Consider the following 17,210-nt stretch of genomic DNA (forward strand, 5'->3'; position numbering starts at 1 on the left):
TCTCGCCTGGTGTTGAACTCCCTGCCGATGAGCACCACGCACCTCGCCTCCGCCGAGCCCCCGCCCACGATCCGACCGATCGTCGGCTGCGGCCTCGTCGCCCTCGCGGTCGCCATGGGGATCGGCCGATTCGCCTTCACGCCGCTCCTGCCGCTGATGGTTCGCGACGGGACCCTGAGCGCTTCGGCCGGGGCGGAATGGGCCGCGGCCAATTACGTCGGCTACCTTCTCGGTGCCCTCACCGCCGCGCGGTTTGCCCGTGACCCGCGCCGCGGCCTGCTGCTCAGCCTGCTTGGCGTGGCGCTGACGACCCTCGCGATGGCGGCGGTCGAGGCCGGTACAAGCCCGCTCCCCGGCCTCGCGCTACGGGGTGCCGCCGGTGTGTTCAGCGCCTGGGCCCTGGTCTGCTCCAGCGGCTGGTGCCTGCCCGAGCTGGCTCGCCGGGAGGCTGTTCAGGCGGGCTCCTGGATCTACACGGGCGTCGGACTCGGCATTGCCCTGGCGGGCGTGGTGACATGGGTCGGCGGACGCCAGCCGGCGCAGTGGTTGTGGCTCGAACTCGGCGTCGCCGCCGCCTCGGGCGCCCTGCTGGTCCAGGCGCTCTCCTCGGAAGGCTCCGGAACGCTCACGCGACCGGCCCCGATCACCGAGCGTGAGGCTGCAGCCGCCGCGCCGATCCGCTGGAGCCGCCAGCGCGCCCTGGTTTTCTGCTACGGGACCTTCGGGTTCGGCTACATCGTCCCGGCGACGTTCCTCCCATCGATGGCCCGCACGCTGGCTCCCGATCCGCTGGTTTTCGGTCTGACCTGGCCGCTCTTCGGTCTCGCCGCCGCCCTGTCAGTCGCCGCGGTGGCGCGCTTCGCCCCGCGCGGCTCCCGCCAGCGGATCTGGGCGCTGGCTCAGGGCGTCATGGCGCTCGGTACCGCCCTGCCCCTGTTCGTTCAGACCCTGGCGGCCATCGCCGCGTCGGCGGTCTTCGTGGGCGGCACCTTCATGGTCGCCACCATGGCGGGGCTTCAACTTGCGCGCGAAGCTCGGCCCGACAACCCAACCCCGCTTCTGGCGCGGATGACGGCGGCGTTCGCGGCCGGGCAGATCGCAGGCCCGCTGCTGGTGCGCGCCATCGGGCCTGGCCGCGCCGCTGGTTGGGATGCTCTTAGCTGGACTGGGGCGACGGCGACGCTACTTCTCGTCCTCACCGCCCTGTGGCTGTGGCGCGACGCCCGTCCCGCGCCGGAAAGCCCGTGCCCTGCGTGACATGCCCTATTCGAACAGCCCGCCCGCGGGATCTGCCGCAGTACGATTATCCCGGTATGCGCGCCGGCGGCGTTCTGCGCGCGACAAACGGCAGCAATTGCCGTGCGCGAATATGGACCTAGCTTGGCCGTAGGTTTGCGGGGGATTCGTAGGGAGTCGGCGGCGTTGCTTCAGTCTGGGAATGGGTTGCGGACGCTGACCGGGCGGCGGGTGGCCGTGGTCGGCGCCGGTCCGGGGGGCTTGGCCTCCGCCCTGCTGCTGGCGCGGGCCGGGATCCACGTGACCCTGTTCGAGAAGGACAGCCAGGTCGGCGGCCGCACCAAGACGGTGGCGGCGCCGGGCGGCTTCAAGTTCGATATCGGTCCGACCTTCTTCCTCTATCCTCAGATCCTGGCCGACATCTTCGCGAGCTGCGGCGAGCGGCTGGAAGACCACGTCAAGCTCGAGCGGCTCGACCCACAATATCACCTCGTCTTCGAGGGCGAGAACGGGATCTCGGGGACGATCCGGGCGACCGGGGACATCGCCCGCATGGAGCAGGAGATCGCCCGCCTCGCGCCCGATGACGCCAAGAACGTCCAGGCGTTCTTCACCGAGAACCGGACCAAGCTCGAATATTTCAAGCCGATCCTGCAGCAGGCCTTCCATACCCTGCGCAGCCTCGCGAGCCCGGCGATGCTGTCCGCCCTGCCCTATCTGCACCCCGGCCGGAGCGTCGACCGCGACTTGAAGCGCCACTTCGCCGACCCGCGGGTACGCCTCGCCTTCTCGTTCCAGACTAAGTACCTCGGCATGTCGCCGTTCCGGTGCCCGAGCCTGTTCACGATCCTGTCGTTCCTCGAATACGAGCACGGGGTCTACCACCCGGTCGGCGGCTGCGGCGCGGTCTCGGACGCGATGGCGGGCCTAGCCGGGCGCATGGGCGTCGATCTGCGGCTCAACAGCAACGTCGAGCGGGTATTGTTCGACGGCAAGCGCGCCACCGGCGTGGTCGCGGACGGCGAGACCTTCAACGCCGACGCGGTGCTGATCAACGGCGACTTCGCCAAGGTGGTCCGCGCCCTGGTGCCGGAGCGGCACCGCCCGCGTTGGCGCGACGCCAAGATCCGGAAGGCGCGACTCTCCTGCTCGACCTTCATGCTCTATCTCGGGCTGGAAGGGAAAATGCCCGAGAGCCTAGGGCATCACACGATCCTGCTTGCCGACGGCTACGAGAAGAACATCCGCGAGATCACCGAGGGCACGCTGCCGATGCAGCCCTCGCTCTACGTGCAGCACGCCGGCTACACCGACGGTGGCATGGCGCCCCCCGGGCAGACCGCGCTCTACGTGCTCGTGCCGGTGCCGAACCTGAAAGCAGGCATCGACTGGAAGGCCATGCGGGAGAGCTACCGCGCCCTGGTCCTGAAGCGGCTGAAGCTCCTCGGGATCGAGAATCTCGAATCCCGGATTCGCTACGAGCGGATCATCGATCCGACCCAGTGGGAGGAGGATTTCGCCGTCCACGAGGGCGCCACCTTCAACCTCGCGCATGATTTGATGCAGATGCTGTATTTCCGGCCGCACAACCGCTTCGGGCCGGGGCTCTACATCGTCGGCGGTGGCACCCATCCGGGCTCCGGCCTGCCGGTGATCTACGAGGGGGCCCGCATCTCGGCCCGCCTGCTGATCGAGGAACTGGCTGGCGTCCGCGCTGCCGCCGCGGCCGGCATTCCGGAGACCGCGCCGCTGGCGACCTCCGGCGAAGCCTCGTGAGGCGGCCCGGGGGGCGGAGACCACATCGACGGCACTGCCTCGCCGGGCTCATCGTCGCGGGCGCGCTCTTTGGCATCATGCCGGCAGCGGCCGCGACCGTGCAGGTCGAGATCGACGGAATCGAGCCCGGCGGCGGGCCCCTGCGGGTTGCCCTATGCCAGGGAAGCCTTGCGGAGGCTGCCTGCGCCCGCGGCGACGAGGCGCCGGCCTCCGCCAACCGGGTCCTGTTCACCTTCCAGGGGGTACCGGCCGGAACCTACGCGGTGGCGGCCTATCAGGATGCGAACGGCAACGGCCGCCTCGACCGCACCGGCCTCGGCCTCCCGCTCGAACCCTACGGCTTCTCGGGGATCGCCGGACGCCGGGCGCGACCGGACTTCGCCGAGGCCGCCTTCAGCCTGCGGGAGCCGGGCGGCTCCATCCGCGTGCGCCTCGGCCGCGCGCTGCCGCGGCGGTGACGCGGATGGGCGATCCCCTGGTCCGGATCGCGGGCGTCGACCTAGACCTTGGCGGGCGACGGGTTCTGAGCCACGTCGACCTCGATCTCGAAGCCGGCGAGACCTTGGCGCTGCTCGGGCCGAACGGGGCGGGCAAGTCCTCGCTGATGCGCCTCGTGGCGGGCCGGCTCGGCCCCAGCGCGGGGTCGGTGCGGGTGGACGGGGCGGATCCGCACCGGGCGGGCAGCGCGCGACGCGCCATCGGCTGGGTCCCGCAGGAGATCGCCCTCTATCCGAAGCTGACGGTCGCCGAGAATCTGGGCGTGTTCGGACAGCTCGCAGGTGTGGCAAGGCGCGACCGGAAGGCGGCCGTGGACGCAGCCCTAACGATGGCCAATATCGCCGAGGTCGCGCGCCGCCCGGTGGGAACCCTGTCGGGCGGCTACCGGCGCCGGGTCAACATCGCGGCGAGCCTGATGAACCGGCCGGGCCTCGTCCTGCTCGACGAGCCGACCAGCGGCGTCGACCTCGCAGCTCGGGCCGCCATCCACGCCGTCCTCGACCGGCTCAAGGCGGCCGGCACCGCGATCCTGATCGCCACCCACGATTTCGCAGAAGCCGAGCGCCTGGCCTCGCAGGTCATCTTCCTCGCGCAGGGACGGATCGTGCGCGCCGGCCGCCTCGCCGACTTGCTGGCGCAGCTGCGCTCGGGTGCGCCTGAACGGGAACTCAGCCTCACGACCCCGGCCGATGGAGCCGCCACCGCCTCCTTGCGCCGGGCGGGATTCGCGGCCGCCGAGCCGGAGGGCCTCGTCTGGCGCTCGGTGGAGCGGGCCGGCCTGGACGGCGCCGCCCTGCTCGGCGCCCTGCGTGCCCAGGGTGTGCCGGTTGCCGAAGTGCGGGTGCGTGCCCCGCGGCTGGAGGCGCTTTACCTCGACGCGCTCCGGCCGCGCGAGGTGAACGACACCGAACCCCAGACGTGGCGCCCGGGGATCGCCGGATGATCGGCGCCGCGTTCCGCGTGATGGCCCTCAGTTTGTTGCGCGACCGCGCCGCCCTGGTCATGGCCTTCGTGCTGCCGACCGTGATGTTTTCGATTTTCGCCGCGATCTTCTCCGGGGCGACCGGCGACCGGATTCGCATCCACCTGGGGCTCGCCGACCTCGCGCAGACTGCCGCCACGCAGCGTCTCACCGACGCGCTGGCGGCCGATCCGTCCCTGCGGGTGACGCGCCTGACTCTCAAAGACCTTGCCGGCGTTGCCGAGGCGGTACGCTCGGGCGAGGTCGACGTGGCGCTCGCCCTGCGAGGCGACCTGATCGCGGCACCCGCTGACGGCGCACCCGGCCCGGCCGACCAGCCGGTGGTGCTGGTGGAGAACCCCGCCAAGGCGCTCGCGACGCCGATTGCGCTCGGCCAGCTCCAGCGCGTGCTGAACGCGGCCTTGCCCGATGTGGTGCTGTCGCGGATCGTCGCCGACGTGGAGCGCAGCGGCAAGATCGGCCCGGATGAGCGCCGCTTCCTCGACGACGCCTTCGCCGAACAGCGGGCCAAGAAGGAGCCATTCAGCTTCGCCGATCTGGTCGAGCGGCGCAGTACGGCGGCCGGCACGGCGAACGCCCGGATCAGCTACTATGCCGGCGCGATCACCGCGGTGTTCCTGCTCTTTGCGGCCATGCAGGGGGCGATGTCGCTGGTCGAGGAACGCGAGACCGGCATCGCTGAGCGGTTGATGGCGGGGCCGGGCGGCCTGCCGGTGGTGGTCCTCGGGAAGTTCGGGTTCCTGACGCTGCAGGGTGTCGTGCAGGCGGGGCTGATCTTCCTGGCCGCCGGGCTGCTCTACGGCGTGGAGATCGGGCCGCATTGGCTGGCCTTCCTGGTTACCTGCCTGCTGGTCTCTGCCATGGCGGCGGGGCTGGCGCTCGCCGCCTGCGCGCTTGCCGCCACGCGCCAGCAGGCGCACCTCGCCTCGACCTTCGGGGTGCTGCTCCTCTCGGCGGTGGGCGGCTCGATGGTGCCGCGGTTCCTGATGCCGCCGTGGCTGCAGCAGGCCGGCTGGCTCACCCCGAATGCCTGGGCGATCACCGCCTATCAGGATGCGTTGGGCGAGGGCTTTGCGGTCGCCGCACCGGCGCTGGCTGTGCTGGGAGCCCTGGCCCTCGCCGGGCTCGGCCTCGCCCTGGCGCTGGCGGCCCGGCGCACGGCCTGAACGGGCGCCGCTACTCGACGTACACGCCGGCCCCGATCAGCGCCTGCGCACCCGCCACCTGCGCCGCGCAGACGTAGCTCCATTTGACGGTGGGGACCGACTGCCCCGGCTTGGGGAACATGTAATCGACCCAGCCCGACCCGAACCGGTCGACCGTGTCGATGAAATCCTGATGAAACCGCTTCCCGTCCGCGTCGCGCTCGTGGAGCAGGTCCCGCCCCTCGCGGTCGGGATGGGCGGCGTTGAACAGCACGATCCCCCGCATGTCGACGACGAACAGGTAGACGTCCCCATAGCGCCATCCGCTGCCCTTCCGGCGGAACTCGGCGAAGGCGCCGACACCGCGCTCCTCCAGCACCTCGGCCGCCCGGTTGACCAGCATCTCGATCTCGGCGACCTGATGGAGGACCGGCAGCGCGCGCCTACCGGACGCAGGGAGCGTCGCGCCGATCAGGAGCATCGGCCATATCAGCAGGGCTCTCAGCATGGCCTCGCCTCACCGCAGCGACATCCGGTCTCCGTTCATGGCGTCATACGTCAGACCCGTGTCTCCAGGACCGGATCGCCGCTCGTGAGGCGTTGCCGCAGGAGGGCCAGCCACGTCCGCCTGGGCGGCGTGGGCGGGCTCACGGCGTTTGGAAGCGCCGCGAAAGCGAGACGATTGCGGTGCAGCTCGATGATCCGGTTGAGGTGTCGGATCGCCGTGAGCCCCTGCGCCGCCATCAGGCGATGGCCCTCGCAGGCGCCGTTCGCCCCCAGTTGCTGGACGGCGTCCTCGGCACGCGCGATCAATCCCCGGGCTTCCAGGCAGTAGAGTTCCATCTCCACCAGATCCGGCATCGCAACCTCCGCGGCATCGCGTTTCAGTATTCAACCGCCTCTTGAATACGGTCAGGTTTGCTTCGGGCACATCACCTGTTTGGGGGGCATCGTGGATCGACCTCGATCACCTTTCTGTGCGTATCGCCGGACCATCTCGCGCGTTGCGATTGCCGGGCATCGGGACGCCGATGCTTCCGCGGGCACGCCTTCCACCTGTGCCGTATCGGTATCCGCGACGATCTGCGCCGGCCCTGCGACCAGGGGCGCACGGACAGAACCGCCCCGATCAGGCACGGTCCCGCTACGCTTGACGAAGGAATCCCATGCTCCGCCTGCTCATCGCCGACGGCAACGAACGCGCGGCTCGCGACCGGCACGTCGCCGCAACGGGCCGCACCTCGGCCGAATCCTACGCCGCGGTGGTGCGGGATCTCGCCCCCGGAACAGCCTGCCGCCTCGTCAGCCCGGCCGATGCGGATGCCGACCTGCCGGCGGGCCTCGAGGATTTCGACGGCCTGATCTTCACCGGATCGACCCTCAAGGTCTCCGAGGGTACGCCCGCGGTGACCCGGCAGCTCGATCTGATGCGCGCCGCCCTGGAGGCCGGCCGGCCGGTCTTCGGCTCGTGCTGGGGCGTGCAGGTCGCCGCCACGGTGGCGGGCGGCAGGGCCGCCGAGAACCCGCGCGGCCCCGAATACGGCTTCGCCCGGGCGATCACCGCGACCGAAGAGGGCCGGACCCATCCGATGCTTGCCGGCCGCCCGGCCGCCTGGGACGCACCGGCGATCCACTCGGACGCGGTGTTGGAGCCGCCGCCGGGCGCCCGCGTGCTCGCCGGCAACCCAGTGCTCGGCATCCAGGCGATCGAGATCCGGCACGGCGCCGGCTGGTTCTGGGGGACGCAGTACCACCCGGAACTCGACCTCGACGAGTTGGCCGCGATGCTGCGCCTCTGTGACAGCGCCGTGGTGGAGGCGGGTTTCGCGGCGGATCCCGGAGCGGTTGCCGCCTATGCGGACGAGATCGCCGGCCTTCAGGGTTCGGACCCGGAGTCGGCCCATCGCCTCGCCTGGCGCCACGGGATCGGTCCGGAGGTGCTCGAAGCCGAGCTGCGCCGGCGGGAAATCGGTAATTTTCTGAACCAACTGTCCACAGGCGCGGGCTGATCAGGCGGCGCCGCGACCGGGTGGCGCGTTGACCCGCCCGGCCCCGGATCTAGCTTCACCACGGCGGGTCGGTTCGACGGCCCCGGGAGCGACCCATCAGGATGACCCAGGATTCCACGGTCGCCGTCATCGGCAGCGGGCTCGGCGGACTTGCGGCCGCGTGCGTCGCCGCCGCGCGGGGCCACCGCGTGACGGTCTACGACAAGAACGGCTGGCTCGGCGGCAAGGCGGCGGTGCTGCACGAGGGCGGCTTCCGCTTCGACATGGGCCCGACCATCCTGACCGTGCCCCGGGTGCTGGAGCGCATCTTCGCGGAGGCCGGCCGCTCGGTCCACGACTACATGGACCTGCGCCGCCTCGATCCGCAATGGCGCTGCTTCTTCGATGACGGCACCCACATCGACCTGATGCAGGATGTCGAGCGGATGGCGGGCGACATGGACCGGTTCGCCCCCGGCACCGGGGAGGGTTATAAAAAATTCCTCTCCATCTCCGAGCAACTGCACGGCGTCTCAGAAAAATTCTTCTTCTGGAAGCCGGTCGAGGATCTGTTCGACACGATCAACATCCGGGCCAACATGAACCCCGGCACGCTGCGCGACGTGCTCTCCCTGCGCATGCACGCCTCCGTGGCCTCGACGATCCGCGGCAAGGTCAAGGATGCCCGGCTCGCGCAGATGCTCGACCACTTCGTGCAGTATGTCGGCTCCTCGCCCTACGGCGCGCCGGCGGTGCTCTGCGCCATCGCGCATATGCAGACGGCCGATGGGGTCTGGTATCCGATGGGCGGCACCCGGGCAGTCGCCGAGGGGCTGGCCAAGCTCGCCCAGGAACTCGGCGCCATCTGCAAGACCGATACCGAGGTGACGGGCATCGAGACGGCAAACGGCGCTGTCCGCGGGGTGCGCACCGCCGAGGGCGTTACGCCCTTCGACGCCGTGATCTCCAACATGGATTCGGTGCGCACCTACCGCGAGCTCGTCGGCGGCGAGGCCGCCAAGGCCTACGCCAAGAAGAACCCCGAGCCGGCCTGCTCGGGCGTGGTGCTCTATCTCGGGCTCAACAAGCGCTACGAGCACCTGAACCACCACGACTTCGTCTTCTCCCGCGATCCCGAGGAGGAGTTCGACTACATCTACAACAAGGGCGAGCCGGCCCCGGACCCGACCGCCTATCTGGCGGCCCCCTCCTCCACCGATCCGAGCGTGGCGCCGGAGGGTGGCGAGGCGCTCTACGTTCTGGTCCACACGCCGTATCTGCGCCCGCACCACGACTGGCGTCCGGACGGGCCTTTGTTCCAGAACTATCGCCGGACGATCCTCGACAAGCTCAAGCGCACCGCCAACATGCCGGATCTGGAGGAGCGCATCGTCGTGGAGCGCCACCTGACGCCGCAGGACATCCACGAGCGCTATCACGTGCTGAACGGCGCGATCTACGGGCTGGCCTCGCACGGGCGGGTGATGGGGGCGTTCAAGCCGGGCAACCGCTCGCGGCAGGTGCGCGGCCTCTACCTCGCGGGCGGCGCCGCCCATCCGGGGCCCGGCATGCCGATGGTGATGATGTCCGGCTGGATTGCCGCCGATGCGCACGACCAGGACGCGCGCGGCACCCTGCGCGCGACGGCGTGACATCCTCCAGGCCCCTCCCTCCCCCCTCTGCGGGGGAGGGAGGCCCCGGAAGGGGGTCGGGAGAGGGGCAGCGCGACGTGGCAGAACAGGGCTCAGCCCCTCATGCCGGTCGCACCCCTTCCGGAGATCGCGCTCCCCTCACCCGACCCTCGCTGACGCGCGGGTCACCCTCCCTCGCGGAGGGGGGAGGGAGAGCCGCGCATCTCCCGACCGTCTCCCCAACCATCCGCCGCTTCATGGTGGCGTGGTTCGAGCGCTACTTGCACCGTCACCTCGACGCGCTGCGGCTGCCGCACTGGAGCACGCCGCCCGACCGCGGGCATCGCGGGCCCATTGTGGTCTACTGTAACCACCCGGCTTGGTGGGATGCGGCCCTGATCATCGTGCTGGCCGGGCGCCTCTATCCGGAGCGGCCGAGCCGCGCGCCGTTCGACGCCGCGATGCTGGCGCGCTACCGGATTTTTGAGCGGATCGGCGCCTTCGGGGTCGATCTCGACAGCCCTCGGGGGGCCGCGCAGTTCCTGGCGGCCGCCCGGACGATCCTGGCGGCGCCGGACGGGATGCTCTGGATCACCGCGCAGGGCCGCTTCGCCGATGCCCGCGCGCGGCCCCTCGCGCTGCGCCCCGGCGTGGCGCGGCTCGCCGAGATCGCCCCCGATGCCCTGTTCGTGCCGATGGCCGTCGAATACGCCTTCTGGGACGAGCGTGGCGCCGGGGCCTTCGCGGCCTTCGGAGCCGGCATCCCGGCCGCCGACCTTGCCGCCCTGCCCCGGCCGCAGCGCCTCGCCCGGTTGGAAGCCGACCTGACCGCGACCCTGGACCGGCTCAGCGCCGACGTGATCAGCCGCGAGCCGAAGCGCTTCCGCGCCCTGGTCTCCGGCCGCAAGGGTGTCGGGGGCATCTACGACCTGTGGCGGCGCCTCGCGGCCCGGCTCTCCGGCCGCCGCTTCGATCCGGCCCACCGCGCTGCGGACGGGCAGGATCACGCCGCGTGAGGGCTTCGACTCCACACCGCCCCCGTGCGATGCGGGGACCGGACAAGACGCACCTCCGGCACGGACTATGACCGACACGATCCTGACGGCCCTGGCCCTGCTCGGTCTGGCCCTCGCCCTCCTCCCGGCGGTACTGGTGGCGGTGAACCTCGCGGTGCTGCGCCGTCCGAAGCCGGAGGCGGATCCCGGCCTCGTCTCGATTCTGATCCCGGCGCGCAACGAGGCCGGCAACATCGAAGCCACCGTCCGCGCGGCGCTCGCCAGCACGCTGGTGCCGGTCGAGGTGATCGTCGGCGACGACCATTCCACCGACGCGACCCCGGAGATCGTGCGCGCCATCGGCGATCCGCGCCTGCGGCTCGTCGCCGTGCCGTCGCTGCCCGAGGGCTGGACGGGCAAGAATCACGCCTGCTTCCACATGGCCGATCTCGCCCGCGGGCCGCACCTGCTGTTCATCGACGCCGACGTGCGCCTCGCGCCTGAGGGCGCCGCGTCCCTGGCGGCGCAGGCCCGCCGCACCGGCGCGGCCCTGGTCAGCGGCGTACCCCGGCAGGATCTCGGCACGCCCGGCGAGATGCTGACCGTGCCGATGATCGACTTCCTGCTCCTCGGGTACCTGCCAGTGCCGCTGATGCGCCGCCTGCCCGATCCGTCGCTTGGGGCAGCCTGCGGGCAGCTCATTCTGATGGAGGCCGACGCCTACGCGGCCACCGGTGGCCATGGCGGGATCCGCACCTCGCTGCACGATGGCGTCCGCCTGCCGCGCCTGTTCCGGGCAGCGGGCTACCGGACGGACTTGGTTGCGGCCTCGCCGCTGGCCACCTGCCGGATGTATCGCGGCTTCGCGCAGGCCTGGGCGGGCTTCTCCAAGAACGCCCACGAAGGCATGGCGACGCCGCGGGCCTTGCCGGTTTGGACCCTTCTGCTCGGGTGCGGGCAGGTGCTGCCGTCGCTCCTCGTCCTGGCCGGCCTGCTCGGCCTGGTCCCGACCGACGCCCTGATCCCCGCCGCCGCTTCCCTCGCCCTGTCGCTGGCGACGCGGGCCGCCATCACCTTGGCGGTCCGGGCGCCGCTGGCGACGATCCCGCTCCACCCAATTGCGGTCGCTGTGGCGCTGGCAATCCAGTGGAACGTGCTTCTGCGCCGGGAGCGCGCCGGCGCCGCCACCTGGAAGGGGCGCAGCTACCCGGTGAGCGGAGTCTGAGCCATCCCGATCCGCAGGCCCGCCCAGTCGTCACCGCGGTACGGGCTGGCAGGGCTCGGTGCCGGCTCCGCCCGACTGCGGCTTCACCGAAACGATGAGCTGCACGGTCGGCGCGGGGCCGACCTGCCGGGTCAGGTGACCGGCCCGGCCATCCGGCCCCTGCGGCGTCGATCCCGCATCGGCGTTGAACTGGATTTCGCCGGGGCCCTGCTCCATCACGGTGCCGTCCGTGGCCTCCACCGACCAGCGGCCCGACAGGGTGATCACCCATTGCGGGCCGGGCGCGGCGTGCCAAGGCCCGACATAGCCGACCGGGAGCACCGCGTAGGCCATCGAGGCCACATCGCCGGGCGGCGCGCCGACATATTGCGGCGGGGCAGGCGGCGCGTAGCTCTTGAAGGCGAAATTCTTCAGGTCGCAATACTGGACGTGGCTGCGCCCGGCGGCGTCGGCATAGAGCACGCCGTAGCGTAGGACGGGCGGATCGGCTGTCGCGAGCCCCGCCGGACCGGACGGCGCCGGCACCACGCTCAGTGCCGGATTGTCTCCGGCTGCCCAGGCGCCGTCGATGCCGGGGAGAGCCGCGATCAGGAGGGCCGCCACGCACGCTCCGTTCTTCGATGCCGCCATCACGTCAAGCCCCCATTCCGCTCGCCCCCGAGGCACGCAGGACAACGCGATCACCCGCGAAGGCGCGGGCAGGTGCGCGCCCGCGCCGCACCGGTTCAGGCCGCGGGGGGCGTCTCGGGCTCCAGCCCGGTTTCCGCGAGGATCCAGGCCGCCGTGTCGGCATCCGCGCCGGCGACGGGCAGCTGCAGGATGATCGGCGTGTCGTAGGGATGACGCGCCTTCAGGGCGGCCGACAGGGCCTCGGCCAGTCCTTCGCGGGTCTTGAGGATGGCAGCGACCTCCTCGCCACGCTCGATCGCGCCGTTCCAGCTGTAGACCGAGCGCATGCCCGGCAGCACGTTGATGCAGGCGATCAGCCGTTCGCGGACGAGGGCCTCGCCGATGTTGAGGGCCGAGGCCACATCGGGAAAGGTGGTGTAGACGAGGAGCGGACGCTCCATGCTATGGCTCCGGGTCACGCTGTCCCGGCGAGTGAGGGGCATGCGGGGCACCGACGTCAACCGGGCGGTTCGCTCGTCAGCACTGGAGCCATGAGTGATGACGACCGACGCGATCCCGATGCGCCCGCCCGGCCTCAGCTGACCCATGCCGAACGCCAAAAAAATCGCCTTCGTGGCGAGCCCGACCGGCTACGCTCGCGAGGCCGCCGCCGCCCTGATGCGCCGCTACGACCACGTCCCGCCCGAGGAGGCGGATGTCGTGGTGGCGCTCGGCGGCGACGGGTTGATGCTGCAGGTGCTGCACCGGTTCATGGACAATCCGAAGCCGATCTACGGGATGAACCGCGGCACGGTCGGCTTCCTGATGAACGAGTTCCGGGACGACGACCTGCTGGAGCACTTGGAGGCCGCGCAGCGCAGCGTCATCCACCCGCTCGTGATGGACGTGCTCGACACGGAAGGCCGCTCGCACCGGGCGCGGGCGATCAACGAGGTGTACCTGCTGCGCCAGACGCATCAGACCGCCAAGCTGAAGATCGCCGTGGACGGGCATGTCCGGCTCGACCTGCTGATCGCCGACGGCGTGCTGGTCGCAACGGCGGCCGGCTCGACTGCCTACAACCTCTCGGTGGGCGGCCCGATCCTGCCGCTGGACGCCAAGCTCCTGGCGCTCACCCCGATCTCGGCCTTCCGACCCCGGCGCTGGCGCGGCGCGCTCCTGCCGGATTACGCGAAGATCCGGATAGACGTGCTCGACGCCCCCCATCGCCCCGTGGCGGCGGTGGCCGACCACACCGAGTTCCGCCGGGTCTGCACGGTAGAGACGTCGCTCGACCGCACCACCGAGCTGGTGCTGCTGCACGATCCCGGCCACAGCCTCGACGAGCGCATCCTGCGCGAGCAGTTCGGGTGATTGTGCAGATCAGGCGCGCCGCGGAGGCCGATCACGCGGCGATCGCCCGGATCGTCCTGCCGACCATCCGCGCCGGGGAGACCTACGCCCTGGATCGCGGCCTCAGCGAGGTCGACGCCCTCGCCTATTGGATGGGCGCCGACCGCGAGACCTACGTGGCCGAACAGGAAGGGATTGTGATCGGCACCTACTATCTACGCGCCAATCAAGGCGGCGGCGGTGCCCACGTCGCCAATTGCGGCTTCATGACGGACAGGGCCGCGTCGGGCCGTGGGGTCGCCAGGTCCATGGCTGCGCACGCCCTCGATCGCGCCCGAGCCTGCGGTTTCGCCGCGATGCAATTCAATTTCGTGGTGATTACCAACGTCCGGGCCATACGGCTCTGGGAAAGCCTCGGCTTCGCGGTCGTCGGACGGCTCCCGGGCGCCTTCCGGCATCCGATCCACGGATGTGTCGATGCCCTGGTGATGTTCCGGACACTCTGAGACCGGGGCCACCCCTGCCCGATCCCGGAAATCGCGTGCGGCAGCCCCCGCTCAGGATTGCGGCGCCGCCACCAAGTCGCTCTCGCGGATGGCCCGCTCGCCACCCTGCGTGCGGATCCGGTAGCTCGGCTCGCCCGTCTGGTCCTCCGGCATCAGCCGCAGCACCTCGAACACCTCGTCCGTCCCCCGGTCGCCGGGAAGCCCGAGTCGAGGCCGGCTGACACGCTGGCCGACCTTGAACTTGTGGGACATGGTGGGCTCCTGCGACAGGGGCGATGAGACGGTGCCTCAGCGCTTCTTCTGAGCCTTGGCCTTGCGGGCGAGGTAGCGCGCGTCGCGCTGGGCCTTCTGCTCGGCCTGGAGGGCCTTGGCCCGCTCCTGAGCGGCGAGCTGCTCGGCATGCTTGCGCTCGATCTCGGCGAGGCGCTCGGCCTCGGCCGCTGCGGCGGCGCGTTCGATCTCGGCCTGGCGCTGGGCGGCACGCTCAGCCGCACGGGCTTCGCGCGCATCCACGACGGCGCGGCGGGCGGATTGGCGGGCGAGAACCGCCGGATCATCGGCGGACGGGCGCGCCCGGAACCGGGCCAGCATCTCGGAGCGCGCCTTGGCGGCGGTCTCCAGGCGATCGACGACACCCTGTTTGTTCGGAAAGCTCACAGACACTCCTGGGTCGGGCGTGGCGAAGGCCGGCGCCCCGAAAGATTTCGAATGCGAAGAAGCCGCCCCCCGAGGGAGCGGCTTCGACAAGAGACGTTCGAGACGAGATCAGGCCGTCTGGAGCTGGCCAGCGGACTGCTTGCCGCTGCGACGGTCGGTCTCCAGCTCGTAGGAGACCTTCTGGCCCTCGGCCAGATTGCGCAGGCCGGCGCGCTCGACAGCGGAAATGTGGACGAACACGTCCTTGCCGCCGTCATCCGGCTGAATGAAGCCGTAGCCCTTGGTCTCGTTGAACCACTTGACGGTTCCGGTGCTCATGGAAGTCCTTGATCTTCGCAGGCATAGTGAGAGGTGGCACCAATCTGTGCGGATTGGCGCCGGCATCGACCGATAGCGATAGGAAAGTCAGAACCGCCCTGCGAAGGCGTAACGGTCCAAGATATCCGGACACGTGCCGATCCCGTAGAAATAGACCGACTGCGGTTTTTTGGCAAGCGCAGAGAAATATTTCTGACGCTCAGCGTCGCTGTAGCATCGGGATTTGAGATCCGAAGACCCCGATGATCGGCACCGAAAGAGCCATCTGAGCGGAGGCCGCGCGGAATCTACCACCGCGATGGCACGTGAAATCTGTGTGCCCGCTCCGATATTTGGAGGGCCCAGGGGCTGCCGCGGCTCAGGCCGGAGCGATGCGCAGGACGCCTTCGCCGCGGCGATGCCCCACCGCCGTCACTGCGACCTCGCGGGCGCGGCCTTCGGCCACGAGGGCTGCGGCCAGTGCCGCCCCGAACGGCGCTGCCACTTCGAGCCCATGGCCGACCACGTCGCCGACGGCGCGCAGACGGGCATCGGGCGCGAGCCGGGTCAGAGCGTCCCGCTCTTCGCCGGTGATCGGTGCGCCGCCGGTTGCGCCGGACAGGATGTGGTCGGGTGCCGAGAGTCCAGTTTGACGCCACAAATTCTCAAGGCTCGCCGCGACGCTGCCCGGAGCACGCCGGGTGCGGTCACTCGCCACCGCGTCGATCCGGGCCAGCGCGCGGGCCCCGCGGGCAGCAGCATGAGCCTCGGATTCGAGCATCAGGAAGGCCGCGCAACTGCCGAGGATGAACCCGCCCGAGTCTCCACGCGCGAAGACCGGCCGGTATGCGTCCCGGGCGAGGAAGCCGCCCATGGCGTGGATCACCAGCACGTCCGGCCGCTCGGCGCTGTACGAGCCGCCGACCAGGATCGCGTCGATCTGGCCCGACGCCACCCGCGCCTGGGCGATCCGCAGGGCGTCGACCCCGGCGGCCTCCTCGCCCATGAAGGTCCGCGAGGCCGCCGTCACCCCGTGCACGATGGCGATGTTACCAGCCAGCAGGTTCGAGAGCTGGGCGAGGAACAGCGTCGGGCGCAGATCGTTCTGGAGCCGCTCGTTCAGGTAGGCGCCCGGGTCGGGGGCGTCGCGCAGGCCCGTCAGGATCGCCCCGTCGGCCGCGTAGTCGCGCTCGCCGCCGCCCGCCGCCACGACGAGGTGGAGCGCCTGCTTCAGTTCGGCGTCATCCTTCGCGCCCGCAGCGTCGAGGGCAAGGCCCGCGGCGTAGACGCCGAGCCGCTGCCAAGCCTCCATCTGGCGCTGGTCGCTGCGCTTGGGGATCTGGCCGTCCCAGGCGATCGCGGGGGCCGGGTGCACCGGATAGGGCGCAAAGGTCTCGGTATCGGTCCTTGGAGCCGCCCCGGAATCCAGGGCCGCGAGATGCGGTTCGACGCCCTCGCCAACGCAGGAGACGAGGCCGAGGCCGGTGACGACGACAGGACGATTCACGACCGCACCGGATCGGGGAACAAGCCGATCGCCCGGGCGCGTTCCCGCATGGGCGCATCGAGCCCGTCCGGGAACGGCATGGTACGGAAGCGCAGCTCCGCATCGCAGAGCGCTTTGCCGTCATGGCTGATCGCGGCCTTGGTCACCGCGTAGCCCGATCCGTCATGCTCCAGGCTCGCGGTCACGGTGAGCTCCGCCCCCGGTCCGACGAAGGAGCGGAACCGCGCCCTGTCGACCCCGGTGAGGAACGGCATCCGGGTGAAGTCGAGATGGGCGAGCACGAGATAGCCGGAGGCCTGCGCCATGGTCTCGGTCAGGAGCACGCCCGGCACCAGGGGATGTCCGGGGAAGTGCCCCTCGAAGACCGGGCTTTCCATCGGCACCCGGGCGAGCGCCTCGATCCGGCCAGCGGCCCTGTCGAGGAGCCGCACGGAGTCGATCATCTCGAAATATTCGAGGCGCATGGCGGGACGATCAGCTGGGGCGCGTCAGACCTTGGCAGCCTTCTGGGCCACCAGGGCGTCGATGCGCGCGCACAGGTTCTTGAGCACGAAATACTGCTCGGCCGGGACCTTGCCCTCGTTGACCTCCTGGGTCCAGCGCTCCAGCGGCAGCTTGATCCCGAAGGCCTTATCGACCGCGAAGGCGATATCGAGGAAGGCGAGGCTGTCGATGCCGAGGTCGTCGATGGCGTGACTCTCCGGGGTGATCTTCTCCCGCGGGATGTCGGCGGTCTCGGCTATGATGTCGGCCACGCGCTCGAAGGTGGCGCTACCGTGGGCGGGCTCGTCGGACATGTCTTCTC

Annotated in this window: 21 protein-coding genes; 11 read left to right on the plus strand and 10 right to left on the minus strand. The window is 70.6% G+C overall.

All coding sequences use genetic code 11. The features are described from left to right. Window positions 1-27: 27 nt before the first annotated feature. The 5 genes from BLQ49_RS08720 to BLQ49_RS08740 all read left to right on the plus strand — a co-directional run bounded on the left by BLQ49_RS08720 (window position 28) and on the right by BLQ49_RS08740 (window position 5,658). Window positions 28-1,257, plus strand: coding sequence for a YbfB/YjiJ family MFS transporter (locus tag BLQ49_RS08720; RefSeq protein ID WP_091715040.1), 1,230 nt, complete (start codon window positions 28-30; stop codon window positions 1,255-1,257). 165 nt (window positions 1,258-1,422) lie between these two features. Beyond that, a complete protein-coding gene (gene crtI / locus BLQ49_RS08725) occupies window positions 1,423-3,012 on the plus strand; it encodes a phytoene desaturase family protein (RefSeq protein ID WP_091715041.1) in 1,590 nt (529 codons plus the stop codon). A gap of 77 nt (window positions 3,013-3,089) precedes the next feature. Further along, the gene (locus BLQ49_RS08730; RefSeq protein WP_091715043.1) at window positions 3,090-3,470 is read left to right on the plus strand and encodes a DUF2141 domain-containing protein; all 381 of its coding nucleotides are present in this window, start codon (window positions 3,090-3,092) and stop codon (window positions 3,468-3,470) included. A gap of 5 nt (window positions 3,471-3,475) precedes the next feature. Further along, window positions 3,476-4,453, plus strand: a complete 978-nt coding sequence (locus BLQ49_RS08735; RefSeq protein ID WP_091715044.1) for an ABC transporter ATP-binding protein — start codon at window positions 3,476-3,478, stop codon at window positions 4,451-4,453. Then, window positions 4,450-5,658 carry an ABC transporter permease gene (locus tag BLQ49_RS08740; RefSeq protein WP_091715155.1) on the plus strand — a complete coding sequence of 403 codons (1,209 nt, stop codon included), beginning with the start codon at window positions 4,450-4,452 and terminating at the stop codon, window positions 5,656-5,658. Before BLQ49_RS08735 ends, BLQ49_RS08740 begins: the two co-directional genes overlap by 4 nt. 10 nt (window positions 5,659-5,668) lie before the next feature. Here the strand turns inward: BLQ49_RS08740 and BLQ49_RS08745 are convergent, their stop codons facing one another. Together BLQ49_RS08745 and BLQ49_RS08750 are read right to left on the minus strand one after the other, a co-directional pair. Beyond that, window positions 5,669-6,145 carry a cache domain-containing protein gene (locus BLQ49_RS08745; protein ID WP_091715046.1) on the minus strand — a complete coding sequence of 159 codons (477 nt, stop codon included), beginning with the start codon at window positions 6,143-6,145 and terminating at the stop codon, window positions 5,669-5,671. Between the two features lie 50 nt (window positions 6,146-6,195). Continuing rightward, window positions 6,196-6,498 (minus strand): hypothetical protein, encoded by a 303-nt coding sequence (locus BLQ49_RS08750; RefSeq protein ID WP_091715047.1) that lies wholly within the window; start codon window positions 6,496-6,498, stop codon window positions 6,196-6,198. A 305-nt stretch (window positions 6,499-6,803) separates the two neighbouring features. Here BLQ49_RS08750 and BLQ49_RS08755 point away from each other — a divergent pair, with 305 nt between their 5' ends. The 4 genes from BLQ49_RS08755 to BLQ49_RS08770 all read left to right on the plus strand — a co-directional run bounded on the left by BLQ49_RS08755 (window position 6,804) and on the right by BLQ49_RS08770 (window position 11,476). After that, window positions 6,804-7,646 carry a type 1 glutamine amidotransferase gene (locus tag BLQ49_RS08755; RefSeq protein WP_091715049.1) on the plus strand — a complete coding sequence of 281 codons (843 nt, stop codon included), beginning with the start codon at window positions 6,804-6,806 and terminating at the stop codon, window positions 7,644-7,646. 101 nt (window positions 7,647-7,747) lie between these two features. Continuing rightward, the gene (locus BLQ49_RS08760) at window positions 7,748-9,277 is read left to right on the plus strand and encodes a phytoene desaturase family protein (protein WP_091715051.1); all 1,530 of its coding nucleotides are present in this window, start codon (window positions 7,748-7,750) and stop codon (window positions 9,275-9,277) included. Window positions 9,278-9,513: 236 nt separating this feature from the next. Further along, window positions 9,514-10,272 (plus strand): lysophospholipid acyltransferase family protein, encoded by a 759-nt coding sequence (locus BLQ49_RS08765; RefSeq protein WP_091715052.1) that lies wholly within the window; start codon window positions 9,514-9,516, stop codon window positions 10,270-10,272. A gap of 67 nt (window positions 10,273-10,339) precedes the next feature. Beyond that, window positions 10,340-11,476 carry a glycosyltransferase gene (locus BLQ49_RS08770; protein WP_091715054.1) on the plus strand — a complete coding sequence of 379 codons (1,137 nt, stop codon included), beginning with the start codon at window positions 10,340-10,342 and terminating at the stop codon, window positions 11,474-11,476. Between the two features lie 30 nt (window positions 11,477-11,506). On the opposite strand, the gene BLQ49_RS08775 is transcribed toward BLQ49_RS08770, so the two are convergent. Then, window positions 11,507-12,079 (minus strand): cupin domain-containing protein, encoded by a 573-nt coding sequence (locus BLQ49_RS08775; protein ID WP_244507510.1) that lies wholly within the window; start codon window positions 12,077-12,079, stop codon window positions 11,507-11,509. A gap of 122 nt (window positions 12,080-12,201) precedes the next feature. Continuing rightward, window positions 12,202-12,546, minus strand: coding sequence for a divalent-cation tolerance protein CutA (gene cutA / locus BLQ49_RS08780; RefSeq protein WP_091715056.1), 345 nt, complete (start codon window positions 12,544-12,546; stop codon window positions 12,202-12,204). Between the two features lie 145 nt (window positions 12,547-12,691). On the opposite strand from cutA, the gene BLQ49_RS08785 reads away from it, so the two are divergent. Both BLQ49_RS08785 and BLQ49_RS08790 read left to right on the plus strand, forming a co-directional pair. Next, entirely contained in the window at window positions 12,692-13,459 is a 768-nt protein-coding gene (locus tag BLQ49_RS08785; protein ID WP_091715058.1) for an NAD kinase, read from the plus strand. Window positions 13,460-13,461: 2 nt separating this feature from the next. Then, complete coding sequence (locus BLQ49_RS08790; protein WP_091715060.1) at window positions 13,462-13,944, plus strand: GNAT family N-acetyltransferase; 483 nt, start codon at window positions 13,462-13,464, stop codon at window positions 13,942-13,944. Between the two features lie 51 nt (window positions 13,945-13,995). On the opposite strand, the gene BLQ49_RS08795 is transcribed toward BLQ49_RS08790, so the two are convergent. The 6 genes from BLQ49_RS08795 to BLQ49_RS08820 all read right to left on the minus strand — a co-directional run bounded on the left by BLQ49_RS08795 (window position 13,996) and on the right by BLQ49_RS08820 (window position 17,202). After that, the gene (locus tag BLQ49_RS08795) at window positions 13,996-14,196 is read right to left on the minus strand and encodes a hypothetical protein (protein WP_091715061.1); all 201 of its coding nucleotides are present in this window, start codon (window positions 14,194-14,196) and stop codon (window positions 13,996-13,998) included. A 36-nt stretch (window positions 14,197-14,232) separates the two neighbouring features. Next, window positions 14,233-14,601 (minus strand): DUF6481 family protein, encoded by a 369-nt coding sequence (locus tag BLQ49_RS08800; RefSeq protein ID WP_091715063.1) that lies wholly within the window; start codon window positions 14,599-14,601, stop codon window positions 14,233-14,235. 108 nt (window positions 14,602-14,709) lie between these two features. Beyond that, window positions 14,710-14,919, minus strand: a complete 210-nt coding sequence (locus tag BLQ49_RS08805; RefSeq protein ID WP_091715064.1) for a cold-shock protein — start codon at window positions 14,917-14,919, stop codon at window positions 14,710-14,712. Window positions 14,920-15,277: 358 nt separating this feature from the next. Then, window positions 15,278-16,405 carry a beta-ketoacyl-ACP synthase gene (locus BLQ49_RS08810; RefSeq protein ID WP_091715066.1) on the minus strand — a complete coding sequence of 376 codons (1,128 nt, stop codon included), beginning with the start codon at window positions 16,403-16,405 and terminating at the stop codon, window positions 15,278-15,280. Beyond that, a complete protein-coding gene (locus BLQ49_RS08815) occupies window positions 16,402-16,869 on the minus strand; it encodes a 3-hydroxyacyl-ACP dehydratase FabZ family protein (protein ID WP_091715068.1) in 468 nt (155 codons plus the stop codon). Before BLQ49_RS08815 ends, BLQ49_RS08810 begins: the two co-directional genes overlap by 4 nt. A gap of 24 nt (window positions 16,870-16,893) precedes the next feature. Continuing rightward, window positions 16,894-17,202: an acyl carrier protein gene (locus tag BLQ49_RS08820; RefSeq protein ID WP_091715069.1), complete on the minus strand. Its 309-nt coding sequence runs from the start codon at window positions 17,200-17,202 to the stop codon at window positions 16,894-16,896. Window positions 17,203-17,210: the final 8 nt, after the last annotated feature.

Source organism: Methylobacterium phyllostachyos, from assembly GCF_900103445.1.
Taxonomy (GTDB): domain Bacteria; phylum Pseudomonadota; class Alphaproteobacteria; order Rhizobiales; family Beijerinckiaceae; genus Methylobacterium; species Methylobacterium phyllostachyos.

Excerpts from the sequence above, each read along its gene's own strand:
- BLQ49_RS08720 (WP_091715040.1), top strand. The coding sequence starts at position 28 with ATGAGCACCACGCACCTCGCCTCCGCCGAGCCCCCGCCCACGATCCGA.
- BLQ49_RS08730 (WP_091715043.1), top strand. The coding sequence starts at position 3,090 with ATGCCGGCAGCGGCCGCGACCGTGCAGGTCGAGATCGACGGAATCGAG.
- BLQ49_RS08735 (WP_091715044.1), top strand. The coding sequence starts at position 3,476 with ATGGGCGATCCCCTGGTCCGGATCGCGGGCGTCGACCTAGACCTTGGC.
- BLQ49_RS08740 (WP_091715155.1), top strand. The coding sequence starts at position 4,450 with ATGATCGGCGCCGCGTTCCGCGTGATGGCCCTCAGTTTGTTGCGCGAC.
- BLQ49_RS08745 (WP_091715046.1), bottom strand. The coding sequence starts at position 6,145 with ATGCTGAGAGCCCTGCTGATATGGCCGATGCTCCTGATCGGCGCGACG.
- BLQ49_RS08750 (WP_091715047.1), bottom strand. The coding sequence starts at position 6,498 with ATGCCGGATCTGGTGGAGATGGAACTCTACTGCCTGGAAGCCCGGGGA.
- BLQ49_RS08755 (WP_091715049.1), top strand. The coding sequence starts at position 6,804 with ATGCTCCGCCTGCTCATCGCCGACGGCAACGAACGCGCGGCTCGCGAC.
- BLQ49_RS08760 (WP_091715051.1), top strand. The coding sequence starts at position 7,748 with ATGACCCAGGATTCCACGGTCGCCGTCATCGGCAGCGGGCTCGGCGGA.
- BLQ49_RS08765 (WP_091715052.1), top strand. The coding sequence starts at position 9,514 with ATGGTGGCGTGGTTCGAGCGCTACTTGCACCGTCACCTCGACGCGCTG.
- BLQ49_RS08770 (WP_091715054.1), top strand. The coding sequence starts at position 10,340 with ATGACCGACACGATCCTGACGGCCCTGGCCCTGCTCGGTCTGGCCCTC.
- cutA (WP_091715056.1), bottom strand. The coding sequence starts at position 12,546 with ATGGAGCGTCCGCTCCTCGTCTACACCACCTTTCCCGATGTGGCCTCG.
- BLQ49_RS08785 (WP_091715058.1), top strand. The coding sequence starts at position 12,692 with ATGCCGAACGCCAAAAAAATCGCCTTCGTGGCGAGCCCGACCGGCTAC.
- BLQ49_RS08795 (WP_091715061.1), bottom strand. The coding sequence starts at position 14,196 with ATGTCCCACAAGTTCAAGGTCGGCCAGCGTGTCAGCCGGCCTCGACTC.
- BLQ49_RS08805 (WP_091715064.1), bottom strand. The coding sequence starts at position 14,919 with ATGAGCACCGGAACCGTCAAGTGGTTCAACGAGACCAAGGGCTACGGC.
- BLQ49_RS08815 (WP_091715068.1), bottom strand. The coding sequence starts at position 16,869 with ATGCGCCTCGAATATTTCGAGATGATCGACTCCGTGCGGCTCCTCGAC.
- BLQ49_RS08820 (WP_091715069.1), bottom strand. The coding sequence starts at position 17,202 with ATGTCCGACGAGCCCGCCCACGGTAGCGCCACCTTCGAGCGCGTGGCC.